Origin of the sequence: Streptacidiphilus sp. ASG 303, assembly GCF_020991365.1 — a bacterium.
GTDB lineage: Bacteria > Actinomycetota > Actinomycetes > Streptomycetales > Streptomycetaceae > Peterkaempfera.
This window is the reverse complement of record NZ_JAJLRA010000001.1, coordinates 553,583-575,118: the sequence shown is the minus strand read 5'-3', so window position 1 is coordinate 575,118 and position 21,536 is coordinate 553,583. Positions and strand designations below refer to the sequence as shown.

Below are 21,536 nucleotides of genomic sequence, written 5' to 3'. Positions count from 1 at the left end.
CGATGAGCAGCGCCATCCCCGCCGGCCGGCCGGGCGGCGGCCCCGCCGCGCACGAGCCCGCCCGCCGGGAGCCCACGGACCCGCAGGCCCTGCCCGGCCCGTCCGCTGACCATGAAGCCGCAGGCCGCGAAGCCGCAGGCCGCGAGGGCGCGGACCACGCGACCGCGGCCCACGAGGGCGCGGACCACGGGTCCGCCGACGCCGCGCCCGACCCGGAGGACATGTCGCCCGCCGAGCGCTACGCCGCCTCCCGGCGCCGCGCCAAGGAGCAGGCCACGGCCCTGTACGGCTTCCGCGAGCTGTACGACTTCCCGCTCGACCCCTTCCAGATCGAGGCCTGCCAGGCCCTGGAGGCCGGCCAGGGCGTCCTCGTCGCAGCCCCCACCGGCTCCGGCAAGACGATCGTCGGCGAGTTCGCCGTCCACCTCGCGCTGCGCGAGGGCCGCAAGTGCTTCTACACCACGCCCATCAAGGCGCTCTCCAACCAGAAGTTCGCCGACCTGGTGAAACGGTACGGCGCCGACAAGGTCGGCCTGCTCACCGGCGACAACACGGTCAACGGCGACGCCCCCGTGGTCGTGATGACCACCGAGGTGCTGCGCAACATGCTCTACGCGGGCTCGCAGACCCTCGCCGGCCTCGGCTACGTGGTCATGGACGAGGTCCACTACCTCGCCGACCGCTTCCGCGGCGCCGTCTGGGAGGAGGTCATCATCCACCTCCCCGAGTCCGTCACCCTGGTCTCGCTGTCGGCGACCGTCTCCAACGCCGAGGAGTTCGGCGACTGGCTGGACACCGTGCGCGGCGGCACGAAGGTCATCGTCTCCGAGCACCGGCCGGTCCCGCTCTGGCAGCACGTCCTGGCCGGCAACCGGATGTACGACCTCTTCACCACCGGGCGCGACCGGCAGCAGGCGGCCGGCCGGCGCGAGCCGCGGCCCCCGTCCAAGGACGTCAACCCCGAACTGGTCCGCCTCGCCCGCTCCGAGCAGGACCGCCGCGCCGACCGCTTCGCCCGCGGCCGCGGCCGCTCCATGCCCAACGGGCGCCCCGGCCGCGCCTGGACCCCGAGCCGGGTCGACGTCATCGACCGGCTCGACGCCGAGGGGCTGCTCCCCGCCATCACCTTCATCTTCAGCCGGGCCGGCTGCGAGGCCGCCGTCCAGCAGTGCCTGGCCGCCGGGCTGCGCCTCAACAGCGACGCCGACCGGGCCCGGGTGCGCGCCCTGGTGGAGGCGCGCACCGCGGCCATCCCCGACGAGGACCTCCACGTCCTCGGCTACTTCGAGTTCCTCGACGCCCTGGAGCGCGGCGTCGCGGCCCACCACGCCGGCATGCTGCCGACCTTCAAGGAGGTCGTCGAGGAGCTCTTCGTCCAGGGCCTGGTCAAGGCCGTCTTCGCCACCGAGACCCTGGCGCTCGGCATCAACATGCCGGCCCGCTCGGTGGTGCTGGAGAAGCTCGTCAAGTGGAACGGCGAGTCCCACGCCGACATCACCCCCGGCGAGTACACCCAGCTCACCGGCCGCGCCGGCCGCCGGGGCATCGACGTCGAGGGCCACGCCGTCGTCCTGTGGCAGCGCGGCCTGGACCCGGCCGCGCTGGCCGGCCTGGCGGGCACCCGCACGTACCCGCTGAAGTCGTCCTTCAGGCCGTCGTACAACATGGCCGTCAACCTGGTCGGCCAGTTCGGCCGGCACACCTCCCGCGAGCTGCTGGAGACCTCCTTCGCCCAGTTCCAGGCGGACCGTGCGGTGGTCGGCATCGCCCGCCAGGTGCAGCGCAACGAGGAGGGCCTGGAGGGCTACCGCGAGGCGATGACCTGCCACCTCGGCGACTTCGACGAGTACGCCGCGCTCCGCCGCGCCCTGAAGGACCGGGAGAACGAGCTGGCCCGCGAGGGCACCGCCCAGCGCCGCGCCTCCGCCGTCGACGCCATCGAGCGGCTGCGCCCCGGCGACGTCATCCACGTCCCCGCCGGCCGCTTCTCCGGCCTCGCCCTGGTGCTGGACCCGGGCCTCCCGCCGCAGGGCAGGGGCGGGCACCGGCCGGAGTTCCAGGAGGGCCCGCGCCCGGTGGTGCTCACCGCCGAGCGGCAGGTCAAGCGGCTGGCGATGGTGGACTTCCCGGTCCCCGTGGAGCCGGTGGAGCGGATGCGCATCCCCAAGTCCTTCAACCCGCGCAGCCCGCAGTCCCGCCGCGACCTGGCCTCCGCCCTGCGGACCAAGGCCGGCCACATCGAGCCGCAGCGCCACCACCGCAGGGGCCGCTCGGCCGCGGCCGACGACCCGGAGATCGCGCGGCTCCGCGCCGAGCTGCGGCAGCACCCCTGCCACGGCTGCGACCAGCGCGAGGACCACGCCCGCTGGGCCGAGCGCTACCACCGGCTGCAGCGCGACACCGGCCAGCTGGAGCGCCGGATGCGCTCGCGCACCCACACCATCGCCCGCACCTTCGACCGGGTCTGCGGCCTGCTCACCGAACTCGGCTACCTCAGCGGCGACACCGTCACCGAGGACGGCAAGCGCCTGGCCCGCCTCTACGGCGAGCTGGACCTGCTGGCCTCGGAGTGCATCCGCGAGGGCGTCTGGAAGGGCCTGAAGCCCGCCGAGCTGGCCGCCTGCGCCTCCGCGCTGGTCTACGAGGCCCGGCAGACCGACGAGACGGGCACCCCCCGGGTGCCGGAGGGCCCGGCCAAGGAGGCGCTGAACCGGACGGTCCGCCTCTGGGGCCACCTGGACGCCCTGGAGGAGCAGCACCGGCTGGCCGGCACCGAGGGCGTCGGCCAGCGCGAGCCGGACCTGGGCTTCGCCTGGGCCGCCTACCGCTGGGCGTCCGGCCACAGCCTCGACGCGGTGCTGCGGGACGCCGACATGCCCGCCGGCGACTTCGTCCGCTGGACCAAGCAGCTGATCGACGTCCTGGGCCAGATCCAGGACGCCGCGGGCGAGGACCAGGAGCTGCGCGGCGCCGCCCGCAAGGCCGTCGACGCGCTGCGGCGGGGCGTGATCGCCTACTCCTCCGTGGGCTGACCCGCGGGAGGCGGCGGCGTCGTCCCGGAGCGGACGCGCCGTCACCTCCCGCCCGTCGCGGGCCCGCTGCCCCGTCGTGCTCCCGTCCGGGCGGCCGGCGGGCGCCGCGTCCGGCCCGGCCCGGCCCGGCCCGTGAACGGTGGCCCGGCCCGTGACGGAGGATCGGCCCGTGACGGAGGCTCAGCCCGTGACGGAGAGCGCCGTCACCGCGGCGGCGGCCGCCGTGACCGCGAGGACGGTGCTGGTCGCCGTGAAGCGGAGGAGCGGCACCCTCACCCCCTGGGCGTGGCACCGCTCGAACCAGAGCAGCGTCGCCAGGGACGCCCAGGGGGTGACCAGGGCTCCCGCGTTGGTGCCGATCAGCAGCGCCAGCAGCGGGTCGTGCCCGCCGCCGGGCAGGGCGGCCTCCCCGGCCAGGTACGCCGGGAGGTTGTTGACCACGTTCGACAGGCCCGCGCCCACGCCGGCGGTCCGCAGCAGCCCCGCCAGGCCCCCGTCCGCGCCCGTCAGCGACCCCACCAGGCTCCCCAGCCCGTGCACCCGCAGCGTCTCCACCACGAGGAAGAGGCCCGGGACGAACGCCAGCAGCCGCCAGGGCACCAGCCCCGGCCGCAGCACCTCGCGCCGCCGCACCGCGAAGGCGGCCACCGCCACCGCCGCGGCCACCGAGGACGCGGCCCACAGCGGCGCGTCCAGGACGAGCACGGCGGCCAGGAACCCGGCGCAGGTCAGTCCGCAGACCCGGTAGAGCACCGGGTCCGCCGGGCGCTGAGGCTCGGGGACGCGGTAGCCGTCCCCGCCGAGCAGCCCGCGCCGCCAGTGGAAGAGCCACAGGCAGGCCGCGGTGGCCGCGAGCGCGGCCAGCTGCGGCGCCCACATCCGCGCCGCCAGGCCGGTGGGGGAGAGCGCGACCTTCTCCGCGGCCAGCAGGTTGGTGAGGTTGGAGACCGGGAGCAGCAGGCTCGCGGTGTTGGCGAGCCACACGGTCGTCATCGCCAGCGGCAGCGGGGGGAGCCCGATCCGCTGCGCCGTCGCCAGCATGACGGGGGTGAGCAGCACCGCCGTGGTGTCCAGGTTGAGCACCACGGTGGTCAGCGAGGCGAGGCCCACGCAGAGCAGGAAGAGCGCCGTGCGGCTGCCCCGGGCCGCCCGCGCGGTGCGGCCCGCGAGCACGTCGAAGACCTCGGCCTCGGAGGTGAGCTCCGCCAGCACGATGACGGTGCCCAGGAAGGGCAGCAGGGGGGCGATCCGCTCCAGCACGTCGCCCGCCGGACCGGTGGGCAGCAGCCCGGTGGCGACGGAGAGCAGCCCGAGGAGCAGCAGGGCGAGGGCGACCAGGTCCAGGGGGTGCAGGCGTCTGAGGAGGCTCACCGGGCCAAGGGTGCCACGGCGTCCCCGCAGGTCCGCCGCGGGGGCGCCGCCCCCGGTGCCGGGGGCCGGCGCCGTGCCGCCCCGTCCCCGTGCCGCCCCGTCCCTGTGCCGCCCCGCCGTGCGCGCCGCCCCGCGACGCCCGCCGTGCGTCCGCCGGGCCGTCCCCGCCGCGCGCCCGCCGGGACGGTCAGCCCGCGAGGACCGCCAGCAGCCGCTGCAGGGAGCCGCCGAGGCCCCACCGGTCGGACAGCTCCTCCAGCGTCATCGGGTCGCGGGGCTCGCGCGGCAGCACCGGGTCGAAGTCCGGCAGCGCCACGTCGTCGGCGACCCGCACCACCCGGGGCGCCACCGCCAGGTAGCCGGCGCCCTCCCGCAGCCGCCTGCGCTGGGTGGGGGTGAGGCCGGAGGACGGGTCCTCGACCGCGGCCAGGACGCCGTCGAGGCTGCCGTACGCGGCCAGCAGCTTCGCGGCGGTCTTCTCCCCGATCCCGGCGACGCCGGGCAGGCCGTCGCTCGGGTCGCCGCGCAGCACCGCCATGTCGGCGTACCGGGAGCCGTCCACGCCGTACTTCTCCCGCAGCAGCGCGTCGTCGGTGCTCTGCAGCGTGCCCATGCCCTTGACCGGGTAGAGCACCCGCACCTGCCGGGCGTCGTCGACGAGCTGGAAGAGGTCGCGGTCGCCGGTGACCACGTCGACCGGCCCCCGCGCGCGGGCGGTGAGGGTGCCGATGACGTCGTCCGCCTCGTAGCCGGGGGCGCCGACGCGGGCGATCCCGACGGCGTCCAGCACCTGCCCGATCACCGGGATCTGCGGGCCGAGGGTGTCGGGCACCTCCTCCTCGCCCGGCCCGGCGGGCGGCGAGGGGGCGAGGCGGTGGGTCTTGTACGAGGGGATCAGGTCGACCCGCCACTGCGGCCGCCAGTCGGCGTCCGTGCACGCCACCAGGTGGTCGGGGGAGTGGTCGGCGACGAGGCGGGCGGTGAAGTCGAGCAGCCCGCGCACGGCGTTCACGGGGATGCCGTCGGGCGACCGCAGCGAGTCGGGCACGCCGAAGTACGCGCGGAAGTAGAGCGACGCCGTGTCGAGGAGCATGAGGCGGGGAGCGGTCACGCCCCGATCATGCCGTACTGCGGCCCGTGTCGGCCGCGGTGCAGGCGGTATGCACGCTTTCGTCACTTGCGTGGCGATATGGCGGCGGGAGTCCGGTGACGGTGGCCACAAACGCGTTTGTGTACGCACGAGGCCCGGGTAACCGGTCGCGGTAGCAATCCGGGGGTCGCGGATCGCGGCCCCGCACGACCGAGAGGTACCTGTGTCCCTGCTGGAAGCAGATCATCTGTTCAAGGTCTTCGGGAAGCACCCCGACGACGCCGTGGAGAGGCTGCGCTCGGGCGCCGGCCGCGAGGAGCTGCGCGAGGACGGCGCCACCGCCGCCGTCGTCGACGCCTGTTTCGAGGTCGGCGAGGGCGAGATCTTCGTCATCATGGGCCTGTCCGGATCGGGCAAGTCCACCCTGCTGCGCATGCTCAACGGCCTCGCCGAGCCCACCGCCGGACGCGTGCTCTTCGACGGGCAGGAGCTGACCGCCCTGAACGGCAGGGAGCTGCGCTCGGTGCGCTCCCACCGCATCAGCATGGTCTTCCAGCACTTCGCGCTCTTCCCCCACCGCACGGTGCTGGAGAACGCCGGCTACGGCCTCGAGCAGCAGGGCGTGGACCGCGGGGAGCGCGACCGCCGCGCCGCCGAGGCCCTGGAGCTGGTGGGCCTGGGCGAGTGGAAGGACTCCTGGCCGGACGAGCTGTCCGGCGGCATGCAGCAGCGCGTCGGCCTGGCCCGCGCCCTGGCCACCGACGCCGACCTGCTGCTCATGGACGAGTCGTTCAGCGCCCTGGACCCGCTGATCCGCCGCGAGATGCAGGAGCAGCTGCTCCAGCTCCAGCAGCAGCTGCGCAAGTCCATCGTCTTCATCACCCACGACCTCAACGAGGCCATGCGGCTGGGCGACCGGATCGCGGTGATGCGCGACGGCCGCATCGTCCAGCAGGGCACGCCCGCCGAGATCGTGCTCGCGCCCGCCGACGACTACGTCGCCGCCTTCGTCGAGGACGTCGACCGCGACCGGGTCCTCGGGCGCGCCGCCGTCCGGCCCGGCGGGCCGGGCGCGGACCGCGGTGCCGCCGGGGAGGTGCCGCAGCAGGCCCCGAGGGACGCCGCGGCCGGCGGGAAGGCGGTGAACCGTGGCTAGGATCCCCCTCGGCGACTGGGTGGAGACCGGGGTCGACTTCCTCCGCGACCACTTCCAGCCCTTCTTCGACGGCATCACCACCGTCGTCTCCGGCATGTACGACGGTGTCGACGCCGTGCTCGGCGCCCCCCAGCCGCTGCTGCTGGCCGGCATCCTCGCCGTGGTGGCGCTGTGGCTGCGCGGCCCGCTCGCCGCCCTGCTCTCCTTCGCCGGACTCGCCCTGATCGAGGGCGTCGGCCAGTGGGACCAGGCCATGTCCACGCTCTCGCTGGTGCTGGTCGCCAGCGTGATCACCGTGCTGCTCGCCGTGCCGCTGGGCGTCTGGGCCGCCCGGTCCACCAGGGTCGGTGCCGCCCTGCGCCCGGTGCTCGACCTCATGCAGACCATGCCCGCCTTCGTCTACCTCATCCCGGGGATCTTCTTCTTCGGGGTCGGCCAGGTGCCGGGCATCATCGCCACCATCGTCTTCTCCATGCCCCCCGGCGTGCGGATGACCGAACTGGGCATCCGCCAGGTCGACGGCGAACTGGTGGAGGCCGCCGAGGCGTTCGGCACCGCCCCGCGCCGCACCCTGCTGGGCGTCCAGCTCCCCCTCGCGCTGCCGACCATCATGGCCGGCGTCAACCAGGTCATCATGCTGGCGCTCTCCATGGTCGTCATCTCCGGCATGGTCGGCGGCGGCGGCCTCGGCGCCTCCGTCTTCACCGCCATCAGCCAGGTCGACGTCGGCCTCGGCTTCGAGGGCGGCATCGCCGTCGTCATCCTCGCCATGTACCTGGACCGCATGACCGGCGCGCTCGGCCGCCGGGTCTCCCCGCTGGGCCGCCGCGCCCTCGCCCGCGAGCGCTCCGCCGACCGCTCCGCCGTGCTGCGCTACCGGCCGAGCACCGCCGTCGCCGGGGTCGCCGTGGTCGTCCTCGCCCTGGTCGCGGGCGGCCTGCACACCTTCGGCGGCAGCGGCGGCACCCGCGCCGCGCTGCCCGCCGGCCACGACGTCGGCCACGGCCGCACGGTCGACATCGGCACCATCAACTGGGACGAGGGCGTCGCCGCCACCTACCTCTGGAAGGAGGTGCTGGAGCAGCGCGGCTTCCGCCCGCAGGTGCAGAACATGGACGTGGGCGCCCTCTACACCGGCATGTCCACGGGCAGGGTCGACGTCGAGCTCGACTCCTGGCTGCCCGTCACCCACGCCGACTACTGGAGGAAGTACCGCGGCAGCCTCACCGACCTCGGCTCCTGGTACGGCCCCACCTCGCTGGAGGTGAGCGTCCCCTCCTACGTCAAGGACGTGCACTCGCTGGCCGACCTCAAGGGCCGCTCGAAGGAGTTCGGCGGCCGGATCATCGGCGTCGAGCCCGGCGCCGGCGAGATGAAGCTGCTCCGGTCGACCGTGCTCAAGGGCTACGGCCTGGACAAGGAGTACCAGCTGACCACCGGCAGCACCGCCGGGATGCTCGCCCAGCTGGAGCGGTCGGTCAAGGCGAAGGAGCCGGTCGCGGTCGTGCTCTGGTCGCCGCACTGGGCGTACAGCAAGTACCCGCTGACCAAGCTCGCCGACCCCAGGGGGCTCTTCGGCAGGGGCGACCGCATCCACACCCTCGCCCACCGGTCCTTCCCCTCGGAGTTCCCGCAGGTCTCCCGCTGGATGAAGGGCTTCCGGCTCACCGAGGAGCAGCTCGGCGGCCTGGAGCAGGCCATCCACGACGCCGGACAGGGCCACGAGCAGGACGGCGTCCGCACCTGGCTGAGGTCCCAGCCGGGCCTGGTGGACCGCATGGCCCCGCTCGGCGCCGCCTGACCCGGCCGGGTCCGCACCGCACCGCGCCCCGCCGCACCGGAGACCCCGGCGCGGCGGGGCGCCGCCGTGCGCCCGGGCCCGCCCCGGCCCGCCTGCGCCCGTTCGGTCCGCCTGCGCCCGTCCGGTCCGCGCCCGTCCCGTCCCGTCCCGCCGGGGCGGCCTCCTACCGGGACCCGGCCGCCGCCCGCACCAGGGCGTGCACCAGCCGCACGTCCGTGCCCTGCTCGGGGTGCCACTGCACGCCCAGCACGAACCCCGGCCCGTCCCCCTCCAGCGCCTCCACCGTGCCGTCCGCCGCGCGGGCGGCCACCCGCAGGCCCGCGCCGAGCCGGTCCACGGCCTGGTGGTGGTAGGTCGGGACCTCCACGGCCGGCTCCGGCAGCAGCCCGGCCACGGTTGTGCCCGGCACCGGCAGCACCAGGTGGCGGGCGTACGCGCCCGTGGACGGGCAGTGCCCCTCGTGCCCCACCGCCTCCGGCAGGTGCTGCAGCAGGGTGCCGCCGCACACCACGTTGAGCAGCTGCATCCCCCGGCAGATCCCCAGCAGCGGCAGCCCCGCCGCCAGCGCCGCCCGCAGCAGCGCCGCCTCCCACCGGTCGCGCTCGGGCACCGCAGGCCCGGTCCGCGGGTGCCGCCGCGCCCCGTACAGCGCCGGGTCCACGTCGGGCCCGCCGGAGACCACCAGGGCGTCCAGCCGGGCCGCAACGGCGGGGGCGGCCGCCGGCCCGTCGGGCGGCAGCATCACCGCCAGGCCCCCGGCGGCCCGCACCAGCGCGGGGTACGCGGCGGGCAGGAGCACGGCGGGCTCCTCCCACACGCCCCAGCGGGCGGTGGCCAGGTAGGTGGTGACGCCGATCAGCGGGCGGTCCTGCACGGCACGGTCCTCCGGTCCACGGTACGGCTGCCACGGTACGGCCGGACACGCCCGCGGACCCGCGCGGCGGCACGGGCCGGACCGGGAGCCGTCCCCGCGCGCAGGCGCGCCCCCCGTCCGGCCCCGCGCGCCACCTTCCCCGGCCCGGTGCGGGAACCTACCGTGGGACTCCTCGCGGAACCGAGGAGGCAGCCACCGTGCCCGACCGTCCGACGCCGCCCCGCACCGGATCCCCGCCCGTGCCCCCGCTCACCCTCGACGCGCTCCGCGCCCACGTGGAGAGCGGCGAGGTCCACACCGTCGTCCTGGCCTTCACCGACATGCAGGGCCGGCTCCAGGGCAAGCGGTTCGCCGCCCGCTTCTTCCTCGACGAGGTCGCCCGCCACGGCAGCGAGGGCTGCGCCTACCTCCTCGCCGTCGACGTCGACCTCAACACCGTCGACGGCTACCGGATGGCCTCCTGGGACACCGGCTACGGCGACTTCGCCATGCTCCCCGACCTCTCCACCCTGCGCCGCGTCCCCTGGCAGCCCGGCACCGCCCTGGCCACCGCCGACCTGGCCTGGCACGACGGCACGCCCGTCGCCGCCTCCCCGCGCCAGATCCTGCGACGCCAGCTCGACCGCCTCGCCGAACGCGGCTGGCGCGCGTACACCGGCACCGAGCTGGAGTTCCTCGTCTTCCGCGACACCTACGAGGACGCCTGGCGGCGCGGCTACCGCGACCTCACCCCCGCCAACCAGTACAACGTCGACTACTCCCTCCTCGGCACCGCCCGCATCGAGCCGCTGCTCGCCCGCATCCGCAACGAGATGGGCGGCGCGGGCATGACCGTGGAGTCCGCCAAGGGCGAGTGCAACCTGGGCCAGCACGAGGTGGCCTTCCGGTACGACGAGGCCCTCACCACCTGCGACCAGCACAGCGTCTACAAGACCGGCGCCAAGGAGATCGCCGCCCAGGAGGGCTGCGCGCTCACCTTCATGGCCAAGTACGACGAGCGGGAGGGCAACAGCTGCCACGTCCACCTCTCGCTGCGCGACGAGGACGGCGCCCCCGTCTTCGCGGACCCCGACGGCGCCATGGGCGACACCATGCGCCACTTCCTCGCCGGGCAGCTCGCCGCCCTGCGCGAGCTCACCCTGCTGTACGCCCCCAACATCAACTCCTACAAGCGGTTCCGGCCCGGCTCCTTCGCGCCCACCGCCGTCGCGTGGGGCCGCGACAACCGCACCTGCGCCCTGCGCGTCGTCGGGCACGGCCCCTCGCTGCGGCTGGAGAACCGCCTCCCCGGCGGCGACGTCAACCCCTACCTCGCCGTGGCCGGCATGGTCGCCGCCGGACTCCACGGCGTCGAGCGGAAGCTGGAGCTGCCCGAGCCGTGCACGGGCAACGCCTACACCGCCGGCCACGAGCGGGTGCCCGCCACCCTGCGCGAGGCCGCCGGGCTGTGGGAGGGCAGCGCCCTGGCCCGGGAGGCCTTCGGCGAGGAGGTCGTCGCGCACTACCTCACCGCCGCCCGCGTCGAGCAGGACGCCCACGACACCGCCGTCACCGACTGGGAGCGCTACCGCTCCTTCGAGCGGATGTGAGCCTCAGCCCATGACCGGTACCGACACCACCCGCACCGCCGGCACGGCCGGCACCCGCACGGCCGGCACCACCCGCACCGCCGGCACCGCCGCCGCCCGCGACGCCGACCCGGGGTCGCACCTCGTCCTCAACCCCGCCACCGAGGAGGTCCTCGCCACCGTCCCCGCCGCCTCCCCGGCCGAGGTCGACGCCGCCGCCCGGCGCGCCGCCGGGGCCCAGGAGGGCTGGGCGGCCCTCGCCCCCGGCGACCGCGCCCGGCTGCTGCGCCGCTTCGCCGCCACCGTCGACGCCCGCCTGGAGGAGCTGGCCGCCCTGGAGGTCCGCGAGGCCGGGCACACCGTCGGCGGCGCCCGCTGGGAGGCCGGCAACGTCCGCGACCTGCTGGAGTACGCCGCCGGGGGAGTGGAGCGGCTGACCGGTCGTCAGATCCCGGTCGGCGGCGGCGTGGACCTCACCTTCCACGAGCCGATCGGCGTCGTCGGCGTCATCGCCCCGTGGAACTTCCCCATGCCGATCGCCGCCTGGGGCTTCGCCCCCGCCCTCGCCGCGGGCAACGCCGTCCTCCTCAAACCCGCCGAGACCACCCCGCTCACCGCCCTGCAGCTCGCCGAACTCGCCCTGGAGGCGGGCCTCCCCGACGGCCTGCTCCAGGTCCTGCCCGGCGCCGGGCCCGTCACCGGCCGCGCCGTCGTCGACCACCCGCTGGTGCGCAAGGTCGTCTTCACGGGCTCCACCGCCACCGGCAAGGAGGTCATGGCCCGCTGCGCCGCCCAGGTCAAGCGGGTCACCCTGGAACTCGGCGGCAAGTCCCCCAGCATCGTCTTCCGCGACGCCGACCTGGAGCGGGCCGCCGCGGCCACCCCCATGTCCTTCCTCGACAACGCCGGGCAGGACTGCTGCGCCCGCACCCGCATCCTCGTCCAGCGCGAGGTGTACGACGAGTTCCTCGGCCTGCTGGAGCCCGCCGTCACCGCCGTCGCCGTCGGCGACCCCGCCGACCCGGCCACCGACATGGGACCGCTGATCTCGGCGGCCCACCGCGACCGCGTCGCCGCGTACGTCACCCCCGACCTGCCCGTCGCCGCCCGGGGCACCGCCCCCGCCGGACCCGGCTTCTGGTTCCCGCCCACCGTCCTCGCCCCCGCCGACCCCGGCTGCCCCGCCGCCACCGAGGAGGTCTTCGGCCCGGTCGCCGTCGTGCTGCCCTTCGACGACGAGGCCGACGCCCTGCGCCTGGCCAACGCCGGCCGGTACGGCCTCTCCGGCTCGCTGTGGACCCGCGACGTGGGCCGGGCGCTGCGCATGGCGCGCGGTGTGCGGGCGGGCAACCTCTCGGTCAACTCCCACGCCTCCGTGCGCTACTGGACGCCCTTCGGCGGCTTCGGCGAGTCCGGCCTCGGCCGCGAGCTCGGGCCCGACGCCGTCGCGTACTTCACCGAGACCAAGAACGTCTTCATCAGCTCCGAGGAGTGATCCGCCCATGAGCGACACCCCCGCCGCCCCCGCCGCCGGGGCCCCCGCGGAGGCGCCCGTCTGCCGCCGCCTGGTCGGCCGGACCGCGGTCGTCACAGGAGCCGGCAGCGGCATCGGGCTCGCCGCCGTCCGCCGCCTGGCCTCCGAGGGCGCCCGCGTGGTCTGCGCCGACATCGACGAACGGGCCGGCAAGGCCGCCGCCGAGGAGGCCGGCGGCCTCTTCGTGGAGACCGACGTCACCGACGCCGAGCAGGTCGAGGCGCTGTTCCGGGCCGCGCACGACACGTACGGCAGCGTCGACGTCGCCTTCAACAACGCCGGGATCTCGCCGCCCGACGACGACTCCGTCCTCACCACCGGCCTCGACGCCTGGCGCCGCGTCCAGGAGGTCAACCTCACCTCCGTGTACCTGTGCTGCAGGGCCGTACTGCCCTACATGCGGCGGCAGGGGAGGGGCTCGGTCGTCAACACCGCCAGCTTCGTGGCGGTGATGGGCGCCGCCACCTCGCAGATCTCCTACACCGCCTCCAAGGGCGGGGTGCTCGCGATGTCCCGGGAGCTGGGCGTGCAGTTCGCCCGCGAGGGCATCCGCGTCAACGCGCTCTGCCCCGGGCCGGTGGACACCCCCCTGCTGCGCGAACTCTTCGCAAAGGACCCCGAGCGCGCCGCCCGCCGGCTCGTCCACATCCCGCTGGGCCGCTTCGCCCGCGCCGAGGAGGTCGCCGCCGCGGTCGCCTTCCTGGCCAGCGACGACTCCTCCTTCGTCACGGCGAGCGCCTTCATGGTCGACGGCGGCATCTCCGGGGCGTACGTGACGCCGATCTGACGGCTCTTGACCTCGGCCTTATCGGCCGCGCCGTACGGTGCCGACCGTGACTGCGACGATTCCGTCCGGCTGGTACCCGGACCCGAGCGAGAACGGCGCGGCCGCCGGGCGGCGGCTGCGATGGTGGGACGGCAGCGGCTGGACCGGCGACACGCGCCCCCTGCCGCCGGAGGAGGCCGCCGCCGGTCCCGCCGCGGAGCCGGCGGGGGCACCCGTCGGGGCCGGGGCGGAGCCCGGGGCCGGGCCCGGGGCGGATCCTGCTCCCGGGCCGGCCGCGGGGCCCGCCGATCCCGCCCGCCGGTCCGGGCCCGAGGCGGTCCCGCCCGCCTCCGCCGGAGGTGTTCCGCCGGAGGGCAGCACGGACGGCGTCCCGCAGACGCCCGGTGCGCCGGACGGGTGGACGGCCCCGCCCGCCCCCGCCGACCCCGCCCCCGCCGACCCCGCCTCCCCGGTCGCCTGGCCGGTTCCGCCCGCGGGGGCGCCGCAGCCCCTCGGCGCGGTGCAGCCCCCCGGCGCCGCCCACCCCTTCGGCCCGGCCCACCCCTTCGGCCCGGCCCACCCCTCCGGTACGGACCGCCCCCGGCGGTCCGCCCGCGCGGTGGCGGTCGCCGCCGTGGTGGGGGCCCTGGTCGGCGGCGCCGTGGGCGCCGGCGCGACCTACCTGGCGATGCGTGACGACGGCGGCTCCGCGCGCGCCCTCCCCGCGCCCGGGCCCGGCCGGAACGGCGCACCGGACGGCTCCCCGCCCGGCCTCGGCTCCGGCGGCGGTCAGGACGGCCCGAACAGCCAGGGCGGCCCGAACAGCCAGGACGGCCGGGGCGGCGCCCCCGACGGCGGCCCGGGGTCCGGCGGCACCGGCTCCGGGCCCCGCACGGCCGTGGACGCGGTGAACGGCATCGCCCTCCCGGTCCCGTCCGGCTGGACCGGCGGCACCACCCGCGACGGCCACGCCTCCCTCTCCACCGGCTCCTACTCCTGCCCGCAGTCCCCGGCCGGGTGCAGCCTGGCGGGCGTGGTGACCAGCACGCTCAAGGCCGGCACGGGCGACCCGGAGGCCGCCGCGAAGTCCGACATCGCCGCCGCCGCCGAGGAGGCGTACGGCAGGCCCGCCGGACACCGGCAGCTCAAAGCCGAGCCGGTCACGGTCGCCGGGCGGTCCGGCTACCTCGTCCGCTGGAAGGTCGACGCGAGGACGGGCAACGACGGCTACGTGGAGACGGTCGTCTTCCCGAACCGCTCGGGCCGCGCCCTGGTCGCCGTCCACCTCGGCTTCGACGCGGTGGACAAGGCACCCTCCCAGGCCGTCATGGACTCCCTCGTCGCCGGCATCCGCGACCACGCGGGACCCGGCGCCGGCAGCGGCGCCTGACGGGCCGCCGGGAGCGGCCCGACCGCGGCGGGCGGCCGTGCTGCGGCGGGCGGCCGGACCCGCGGGAGCGGGCGGCCGCTCCTTCGGGGGTGACGGCCCGCAGGTGCGACCGGCCCGCCGGGGCGGGGCGTCAGAGGAACGTCCGGCCCTCGCCCCGGTAGGTCGGCACCGAGTCCACCACCCGGCCGCCCTCCACCAGGTGCAGCCGGTCGAACCGCTCGCACAGCTCGCCGGCCTTGGCGTGCCGGAACCACACCCGGTCGCCGACCCGCAGCCCGTCCGCCGCCGCCCCCAGCAGCGGCGTCTGCACCTCGCCCGCCTGCTCCTGCGGGTCGTAGCGCAGCCCCTCCGGCAGGTACGGCTGCGGCAGCCGGTCCCGGCCGGACGGCCCCGAGGCCGGGTAGCCGCCGCCCAGCACCGTCACCGCGCCCGGACCGGGCCGGCGCACCACCGGCTGGGCGAAGAGCGCCGCCGGCCGGGCGCGGAACGCCGCGTAGTCGTCGAAGAGCCGCGGCGCGTACAGCCCCGAACCGGCCGCGACCTCGGTGACCGCCGCCTCCGCCGCCGTCGACTCCAGGCTGCCGGTGCCGCCGCCGTTGACGAACTCCAGGTCGGCCACCCGCCGCAGCTCCCGCACCGCCGCGGCCCGCCGGACGGCCAGTTCGGTCCGCGCCACCCGCTGCATCGCCCTGACCGCCCCCGACCGCAGCGGGCGGCCCGCCACGGAGTCGCCGACGCCCGCGACGTGCCCCTCGTACGCCATCAGCCCCACGACCCGGAAGCCGGGCCGCTTCTGCACCAGTTCGGCGAAGTCGGCGAGCTCCTGGGGGGAGCGCAGCGGCGACCGGCGCGCCCCCACGCGCACCCGGCCGCCCAGCAGGTGCAGGGCGGTGTCCAGCTCCAGGCAGACCCGGATCTCCGCGCCCGTCCCCGGGCCGCCCTCCCGTGCCGCGTCGGCCAGTTCCAGCTGCGCCGGGTCGTCCATCAGCACCGTCACGGCCGCCGCCAGGGCGGGGTCGGCCGCCAGCTCGGCGAAGGCCGACCGGTCGGCCGAGGGGTACGCCAGCAGCACGTCCCGGAAGCCCGACCCGGCCAGCCACAGGCACTCGCGCAGGGTGAAACCCATGACTCCGGCGAAGCCGTCCATGGCCAGGACCCGCTCCAGCAGTGCCCTGCAGCGCACCGACTTGCTGGCCACCCGGACCGGTTTGCCGTGGGCCCGCCGCACGAGGTCCGCCGCGTTGGCGTCGAACGCCGCGAGGTCCACGACCGCCAGCGGCGCCTCCAGGTGGGCGGTGGCCCGGTCGTAGCGGGCCCGGTCGGCGGCGGTGTTCGGCATGGCCGAAGCGTGCCACACCGCCGCCGCCGGACGGGAGGAGTCGGACGGTCCCTGCCGGAACGATTCTGCCGGGCAACGGCGAACACGGCCGCCGCCCACCGCGTAGGGTGGCCGCCGGAGTTGCGGAGGCCGGGCGCCGGGGAGCGCCGCCGACGGCCCGCCGAGGAACGGGGGTGGCCGCAGGTGCGCGAGGTCGAGACGGCACCGCCCCGCCCCGCCGTCCCCGCTCCCCGCCCGCCGCTGCGCCCCCTCCCGGCGGCCGCCGCAGCGCACCCCGCGCCTCCGCCCGCGTCCGCACCCGCGCCCACGCCCCCTGCCCCGGCCGCGTCCGCACCTGTACCCGCGCCCACGTCCCCGGCCCGTCCGCGCGCCGCCCGGCGGCCCCTGCGGACCGGCCTCGCCCTGGCCTGCGCCGCGTCCGGCCTGGGGCTGCTGCTGGGGCCGGGCGTCACGGCCGCCCTCCTCCCGGCCCCGGGGCGTGCGGACGGCACCGCGGAACGCCTCGCCCTGGCCCGCGCCCTCTGGCGCACCGCCCCGGCCGACAGCCTCCTGCCGCCCCGGATCGACCCCGCCGACGGCTCCGCCTGGATCCGCACCGCGCTCGCCCCCGCCGCCGCGTGCACCCCCGCCGGGCTCGGCCGGTACCTGTACGCCGCCCTCGCCCCGCACGGCTGCGGGCCGGTGCTCCGCGCCACCTACACCGACCCGGCCCGCACCCGGCTGGTCACGGTCGGCGTCGTCACCACGTCCGCCCCGACCGCCGTGCCCCCGCCCGCCGCCGCCCGGCCCGCCGGAGCACCGCCGGACGGGGGCGGCGGTGCGGCGGCCCGGCTGCTGGAGGCGCCCGCCACCGGCCCGGCCCCGCCGCCCGCCGTCTGGACCGCCGAGCCCGACCCCGGGCATCCCTGGGTCGTCTGGGCCGCCGCCTCCTTCGCCGACGGCCGGCGTACCGCCGCTCCCGTCCCGGCGGGTCCCGCCTCCGCCGACGACCCCCGCGACCCCCTCGTCGAGTCCGGTGTCCGCCCCGCCGTCCGCGTCCTCGCCGCAGCCGTGCGCGCCGCCCTCGACCGCGCCCTCGACGCCGCCCGGCGGTACCGCCCCCCGGCCGGCGGACCCGCCCGGTGACCCGCCCCGGCGGCACGTCGGACGGCCCCGGCCCGCCGGGCCGCGCGGGCACGCCGGGCCGTGCAGGAACGCGGGGCCGTGCGGGCACGCCGGACGCGCACGGCCGTCCGGGCGGCGGTGCGTCAGGCCCCCTCCCCCCGAGCGGGGACCGCCGTGCGTGACACCCCTGTCCGCCGGACCGCCGCCCGGACCCGCCGCGCCGCCGCGGTGCTCTGCCTCGCCGTCCTGGCCTCCGCCCCGGCGCCGCCCGCCGCCGCCGACAGCGTCCGCGACCACGAGTGGCCGCTGCGGGCCCTGCACGCGGCGGAGGCGTGGCGCACCACCCGCGGCGCCGGGACCGTCGTCGCGGTGCTCGACACCGGCGTCGACCCGGGCCACCCCGACCTCGCGGGGCGCGTGCTGCCCGGCACCGACACCGTCGGCACCGGCGCCCGCCCCGGCGACCCGGCGTGGGCCCGGCACGGGACCGCCATGGCCGCCGTCGTCGCCGGACGCGGCCACGGGCCCGGCGGCGCGGACGGGGTCCTCGGGATCGCGCCGGACGCCCGGATCCTCCCGGTCCGGGTCATCCTGGAGGACACCGACCCGGCGCTTCCCGCCGCCCGCCGCCGCCCCGGCAACGCCCTCGCGGCGGGCATCCGCTGGGCGGTCGACCACGGCGCCGACGTGGTCAACCTCTCCCTCGGGGACGACGCCGAGACCGCCCACGCCGACCCCGACGAGTACGCGGCCGTCCGGTACGCGCTGAGCCGCGGCGTGCCGCTGGTGGCCTCGGCGGGCAACGGCCTCCGCAGCGGCAACCGCTCCTCCTACCCCGCCGCCTACCCCGGGGTCGTCGCCGTGGCCGCCGCCGACGCCGCCGGCCGCCCGGCCGCCTTCTCCACCCGCCGCTGGTACACCTCCGTCGCCGCGCCCGGCGTCGACGTGGTGATCGCCGACCCCGACCGCCACTACTACACCGGCTGGGGCACCAGCGCGGCCGCCGCCTACGTCTCGGGCACCCTCGCGCTGCTCCGCTCCGTCCGCCCCGACCTCGGCCCCGCGCAGCTCCGCGCCGCCCTGGAGGCGACCGCGGACCGGCGGCCGCCCGGCGGCCGCAGCGACGCGCTGGGCGCCGGCCTGGTCGACCCGCCCGCCGCGCTGGCGGCGGCGGCCCGGATGCGGGCGGAGCCCGCCGTGCCCGTGCCCGTCCCCGCGGCCCGGCTGCGTTTCGGACCGGTCCGCGGAGCCGGGCCGGACGGCGGCGGCCCGTCCCCGGCGGCCGCCCCCGCGCCGGGGAGCCCCGCCCGGTCCGGGGCCCTCCCGACGGACCGGCTGCGCGTGCCCGCCGGGCTGCTGCTGCTCCTGCTCGGCGCCCTGCTGCGGCGCGGACGCCGCCCGCCCGCTCTGCCGGTGGGCGCCTCGCCCGGCCCGCCGCCCCCGCCGTCCCCGCCCGGCCCGCCGCCCCCGCCCGGCCCGCCCGGCCCGGCCCGGTTCAGGCCCGGACCTCCGGACCGCCGGTGAGCCCCCCGGCGACCCCGCCGGCGAGTGCACCGGTGAGGGCGTCGGCGGCCGCCACGGCCGCCGACTCGACCAGGGAGATCCCGTCCGCCAGCGCCGGGCTGCCGTCGGAGAGCACGGCGACCAGGAGCGGCCGCCCGTCGTGCCGGACGAGGCCGATGCTGTTCACCACCCACAGGCCGGTCGCGCTCCGGGGCAGCCAGCCGTTCTTCAGCCGGGGCCCGGTGCCCGGGTCGGCCGCGGCGGAGACGCCCCAGTCCTGCCCGGCCTCGACCTGCCCCATCAGGCCGCCCAGGTGGGCGCGGGAGGCGGCGCCCAGCGGCGAGCCGCCGTCGAAGACGGCGCGGAGCAGCGCCAGCTGGTCGGCGGCGGTCGTCGCGGTGAGGCCCCAGCGGCGGTCGCCCCCCGCGGTGGTCGCGGTCAGGCCGAGGGTGCGGTTGGCCCGGTCCAGTCCGTCGGCCAGCCCGACCGCGGTGTACAGGGCGTCGGCGGCGCCGTTGTCGCTGCGGCGGATCATCGCGGCGGCCCGCTCCCGCTCCTCCGCGCTCAGGCCGCGCCCGGCGTCCTCGGTCCGGAGCAGCAGGGCGGCGAGGATGTCCGCCTTGGCGATGCTGGCGGTGACGAAGGTGCGCCCGGTCGCGCCGTACCCGGCGGACACGCCGGTGGACAGGTCGGCGACCGCGACCGACAGGCCGCCCGGGGCCCGGGCGGCGACCGCCCGCACCGCCCGCTCCACGGCCGCCGCGGCGCCGTCCCGGGCACGCGCGGAGGCGGACGCCGCCGGGTCCGGCACCGCGGGGTCCGACGCGGCCGGGTCCTCCACGGCCTGCCGCTCCCGCCACCCCTCCCCGGAGGGGCGCGGGGACGCCTGCGGTGCCGCCGCCCCGGCCGCCGACGGCCGCGCCCCGGTCCGCCCCCCTCGCGCCGTGTCACCTGCCATGCGCGGCACCGCCCCGCGGTTCGCGGCCGCCGCCACGGCGACCGCGGCCGCCGCGACCGCCGCGACCGCCGCGACCGCGCCGAACCGGACCCGCCGCCCCGCCCGCCGTGCCCGTCACCGCCGCCACCCGCGCCTCCGCCGTCCCCGCCGCCCGCCGCCGGTGCGGCCCGTCCCGGCCAGCATCTCCGATTCCCGTGCCCGCATGCACGGGGACGGTACGGAGCGTTCCTGCGCAAATCCCGAGGACCGGGTGAGCACCGCCCGGGAGGGCCGCCGGGCCGTCGCATACCCTCGGGGACGTGGAGCGCAAGAACATCCCGGACCCCGGCTTCGCCGGCGACGGCGGGGCCGCCGACCCGCACCTGGCCGCAGCACTCGCCCGCTGGGCCGACGACCCCGCCGCTGTCGGGCCCGAGGTGCTGGCCGCGCTCCCCGCGGCCCGCCTCATGGTGCCCGTGGTGGCCGTCCTCGGCGAGGTCGAGACCGGACCGGACGGCCTGCGGCGGGAGAAGACCAGCGACATGGCCGTCCCCGTGGTCGAGGCCCCGGACGGCCGCCGGGCCCTGCCCGCCTTCACCTCCCTGGAGTCCCTGGCCCGCTGGCGGGCCGACGCCCGGCCGGTGCCGGTCCACGGCCGCCAGGCGGTCCTCGCGGCCTACTCCGAGCGGGCGGACACCCTCCTGGTGGACCCGGCCGGTCCGGTCGCCTACCAGCTGACGGGCGCGCCCATGAGGGCCGTCGCCGAGGGCCGCGCCCACGTGCCGCCGGCCCGCGACCCGGAGGTGCTGGAGGCGGTGCGCCGGGTGGTCGCCGACGAGCCGGCCGTGCTCCGCGCCTACCTGCGGCCGGCCGAGCAGACGGACGCCGTGGTCGCCCTGGTGCCCGGACCGGACGCGGACGAGGCCGCCGTGCGCGGGGCGGCGCAGCGGATCGCCGCCGCGCTGGCCGCGGACGAGCTGCTGCGGGTGCGCCTGGACCTCGGACTGGACCTCGCCCTGCTGCCCGCCGCCGCCGACGTCCCGGGCGAGCCCCTGTACACGCGCTGAGGGCGGCGCGCACGCCCTCGAGGACGGCGGCCGGGCACACGGGGAGGGGCGGGCCCGCCGGGCCCGCCCCTCCCCGTGTGCCCGGCCGCCGGACGCCCCCGCGGGCGTCAGGCGTAGACCGGACCGGTGAACTTCTCGCCCGGCCCCTGGCCCGGCTCGTCCGGCACCAGCGACGCCTCGCGGAAGGCCAGCTGCAGCGACTTCAGCCCGTCGCGCAGCGGCGCCGCGTGGAAGTTGCTGAGGTCCGGGGCGCTCGCCGTGATCAGGCCGGCCAGGGCGGTGATCAGCTTGCGCGCCTCGTCCAGGTCCTTGTGCTGCTCGCCGTCCTCGGTGAGCCCGCACTTCACGGCCGCCGCGCTCATCAGGTGCACCGCGACCGTGGTGATCACCTCGACGGCGGGCACGTCGGCGATGTCGCGCTCGGCGCCGGACGCGTCGCTCCCGGCCTCCTCCGTCCCGGAGGCGTCGTGCCGGGGGGCGTCGTGCTCGGGGTCCCCGTACCGGGGGGCGTCGTGCTCGGGGGCGCCGTTGCCGGCGGCGGGGTCGGGCTGGGTGCTCATGGTCTCGCTTGTCTCCGCGGGTCAGGACTCTCCCCGCGAGCGTACGCGGCGGGGTGCGGAATAACGCCGGGGCCCCGGACGCTGCTATGATTCGAGACTGACCGGCCAGACACCCGACGAGGTGCCCGGCCTGCAAGTGGAGGCTCCACGTACGAGGGATCCCGACAGGGACCACCCGTCAGTCTCCCACCCGATCGTCCTCCGGGTCGACGGGTCCGGTCCGCGGCCGACGCCCTGCGCGTCCGTGCCGCCTGTCGCCCCGCGCGAGCACGCTCGCGAGGGCACTTCCGGTTGTTGTGGAGCCCCGCCTGTGCATCGTGCGGGGCTTTTTTCGTGTCCGCGGTGCGCGCCCGGTGCGGCGCGCAGCGCAGCGCGGATGAAGTCCCGCCCGGTGAGTCGATTCGACACGTGCGACCGCCGCCCGACGGCCGCATCGGAAAAGGT

Annotated in this window: 16 protein-coding genes; 10 read left to right on the top strand and 6 right to left on the bottom strand. The window is 77.5% G+C overall.

Translation table 11 applies throughout. From position 1 onward, the window contains the following. Positions 1–221: 221 nt before the first annotated feature. Positions 222–3,032, top strand: a complete 2,811-nt coding sequence (locus tag LO771_RS02545; RefSeq protein WP_230647953.1) for an RNA helicase — start codon at positions 222–224, stop codon at positions 3,030–3,032. Positions 3,033–3,212: 180 nt separating this feature from the next. On the opposite strand, the gene LO771_RS02540 is transcribed toward LO771_RS02545, so the two are convergent. Then, positions 3,213–4,403 (bottom strand): SLC13 family permease, encoded by a 1,191-nt coding sequence (locus LO771_RS02540; protein ID WP_230647860.1) that lies wholly within the window; start codon positions 4,401–4,403, stop codon positions 3,213–3,215. 187 nt (positions 4,404–4,590) lie between these two features. Then, positions 4,591–5,496: a 5'-3' exonuclease gene (locus LO771_RS02535; RefSeq protein WP_230647952.1), complete on the bottom strand. Its 906-nt coding sequence runs from the start codon at positions 5,494–5,496 to the stop codon at positions 4,591–4,593. 220 nt (positions 5,497–5,716) lie between these two features. On the opposite strand from LO771_RS02535, the gene LO771_RS02530 reads away from it, so the two are divergent. Beyond that, positions 5,717–6,649 carry a glycine betaine/L-proline ABC transporter ATP-binding protein gene (locus tag LO771_RS02530; RefSeq protein ID WP_230647858.1) on the top strand — a complete coding sequence of 311 codons (933 nt, stop codon included), beginning with the start codon at positions 5,717–5,719 and terminating at the stop codon, positions 6,647–6,649. Further along, entirely contained in the window at positions 6,642–8,450 is a 1,809-nt protein-coding gene (locus tag LO771_RS02525; RefSeq protein ID WP_230647856.1) for an ABC transporter permease/substrate binding protein, read from the top strand. Before LO771_RS02530 ends, LO771_RS02525 begins: the two co-directional genes overlap by 8 nt. 163 nt (positions 8,451–8,613) lie before the next feature. Here LO771_RS02525 and LO771_RS02520 read toward each other — a convergent pair whose 3' ends face one another. Continuing rightward, on the bottom strand, positions 8,614–9,324 hold the full coding sequence (locus LO771_RS02520) for a gamma-glutamyl-gamma-aminobutyrate hydrolase family protein (protein ID WP_230647855.1): 711 nt from the start codon (positions 9,322–9,324) through the stop codon (positions 8,614–8,616). Positions 9,325–9,563: 239 nt separating this feature from the next. On the opposite strand from LO771_RS02520, the gene LO771_RS02515 reads away from it, so the two are divergent. From LO771_RS02515 to LO771_RS02500, 4 genes are read left to right on the top strand one after another with little or no spacing between them, the layout of a single operon-like run. Further along, complete coding sequence (locus LO771_RS02515) at positions 9,564–10,913, top strand: glutamine synthetase family protein (protein WP_230647951.1); 1,350 nt, start codon at positions 9,564–9,566, stop codon at positions 10,911–10,913. 10 nt (positions 10,914–10,923) lie between these two features. After that, positions 10,924–12,387, top strand: coding sequence for an aldehyde dehydrogenase (locus LO771_RS02510; protein ID WP_230647854.1), 1,464 nt, complete (start codon positions 10,924–10,926; stop codon positions 12,385–12,387). Between the two features lie 7 nt (positions 12,388–12,394). After that, positions 12,395–13,213: a 3-oxoacyl-ACP reductase gene (locus LO771_RS02505; protein ID WP_230647853.1), complete on the top strand. Its 819-nt coding sequence runs from the start codon at positions 12,395–12,397 to the stop codon at positions 13,211–13,213. A 46-nt stretch (positions 13,214–13,259) separates the two neighbouring features. Next, on the top strand, positions 13,260–14,582 hold the full coding sequence (locus LO771_RS02500) for a DUF2510 domain-containing protein (protein WP_230647852.1): 1,323 nt from the start codon (positions 13,260–13,262) through the stop codon (positions 14,580–14,582). A 130-nt stretch (positions 14,583–14,712) separates the two neighbouring features. Here LO771_RS02500 and LO771_RS02495 read toward each other — a convergent pair whose 3' ends face one another. Continuing rightward, complete coding sequence (locus LO771_RS02495; RefSeq protein ID WP_230647850.1) at positions 14,713–15,921, bottom strand: amino acid deaminase/aldolase; 1,209 nt, start codon at positions 15,919–15,921, stop codon at positions 14,713–14,715. 183 nt (positions 15,922–16,104) lie between these two features. Between LO771_RS02495 and LO771_RS02490 the strand changes: the two genes are divergently transcribed. Next, the gene (locus LO771_RS02490) at positions 16,105–17,046 is read left to right on the top strand and encodes a hypothetical protein (protein WP_230647848.1); all 942 of its coding nucleotides are present in this window, start codon (positions 16,105–16,107) and stop codon (positions 17,044–17,046) included. Between the two features lie 153 nt (positions 17,047–17,199). Beyond that, entirely contained in the window at positions 17,200–18,549 is a 1,350-nt protein-coding gene (gene mycP / locus LO771_RS02485) for a type VII secretion-associated serine protease mycosin (protein ID WP_374228036.1), read from the top strand. Here the strand turns inward: mycP and LO771_RS31215 are convergent. Continuing rightward, positions 18,521–19,369: a serine hydrolase gene (locus LO771_RS31215; RefSeq protein WP_230647846.1), complete on the bottom strand. Its 849-nt coding sequence runs from the start codon at positions 19,367–19,369 to the stop codon at positions 18,521–18,523. The two genes, mycP and LO771_RS31215, sit on opposite strands and share 29 nt — an antisense overlap. 416 nt (positions 19,370–19,785) lie before the next feature. Here LO771_RS31215 and LO771_RS02475 point away from each other — a divergent pair, with 416 nt between their 5' ends. Then, entirely contained in the window at positions 19,786–20,532 is a 747-nt protein-coding gene (locus LO771_RS02475) for an SseB family protein (RefSeq protein ID WP_230647844.1), read from the top strand. Positions 20,533–20,639: 107 nt separating this feature from the next. Here the strand turns inward: LO771_RS02475 and LO771_RS02470 are convergent, their stop codons facing one another. Next, positions 20,640–21,092 carry a DUF1844 domain-containing protein gene (locus LO771_RS02470; RefSeq protein WP_230647842.1) on the bottom strand — a complete coding sequence of 151 codons (453 nt, stop codon included), beginning with the start codon at positions 21,090–21,092 and terminating at the stop codon, positions 20,640–20,642. Between the last annotated feature and the right edge of the window lie 444 nt (positions 21,093–21,536).

Coding starts and splice junctions, on each gene's coding strand:
- LO771_RS02545 (WP_230647953.1), top strand. CDS start 222: ATGTCGCCCGCCGAGCGCTACGCCGCCTCCCGGCGCCGCGCCAAGGAG.
- LO771_RS02535 (WP_230647952.1), bottom strand. CDS start 5,496: ATGCTCCTCGACACGGCGTCGCTCTACTTCCGCGCGTACTTCGGCGTG.
- LO771_RS02510 (WP_230647854.1), top strand. CDS start 10,924: ATGACCGGTACCGACACCACCCGCACCGCCGGCACGGCCGGCACCCGC.
- LO771_RS02505 (WP_230647853.1), top strand. CDS start 12,395: ATGAGCGACACCCCCGCCGCCCCCGCCGCCGGGGCCCCCGCGGAGGCG.
- LO771_RS02495 (WP_230647850.1), bottom strand. CDS start 15,921: ATGCCGAACACCGCCGCCGACCGGGCCCGCTACGACCGGGCCACCGCC.
- LO771_RS02470 (WP_230647842.1), bottom strand. CDS start 21,092: ATGAGCACCCAGCCCGACCCCGCCGCCGGCAACGGCGCCCCCGAGCAC.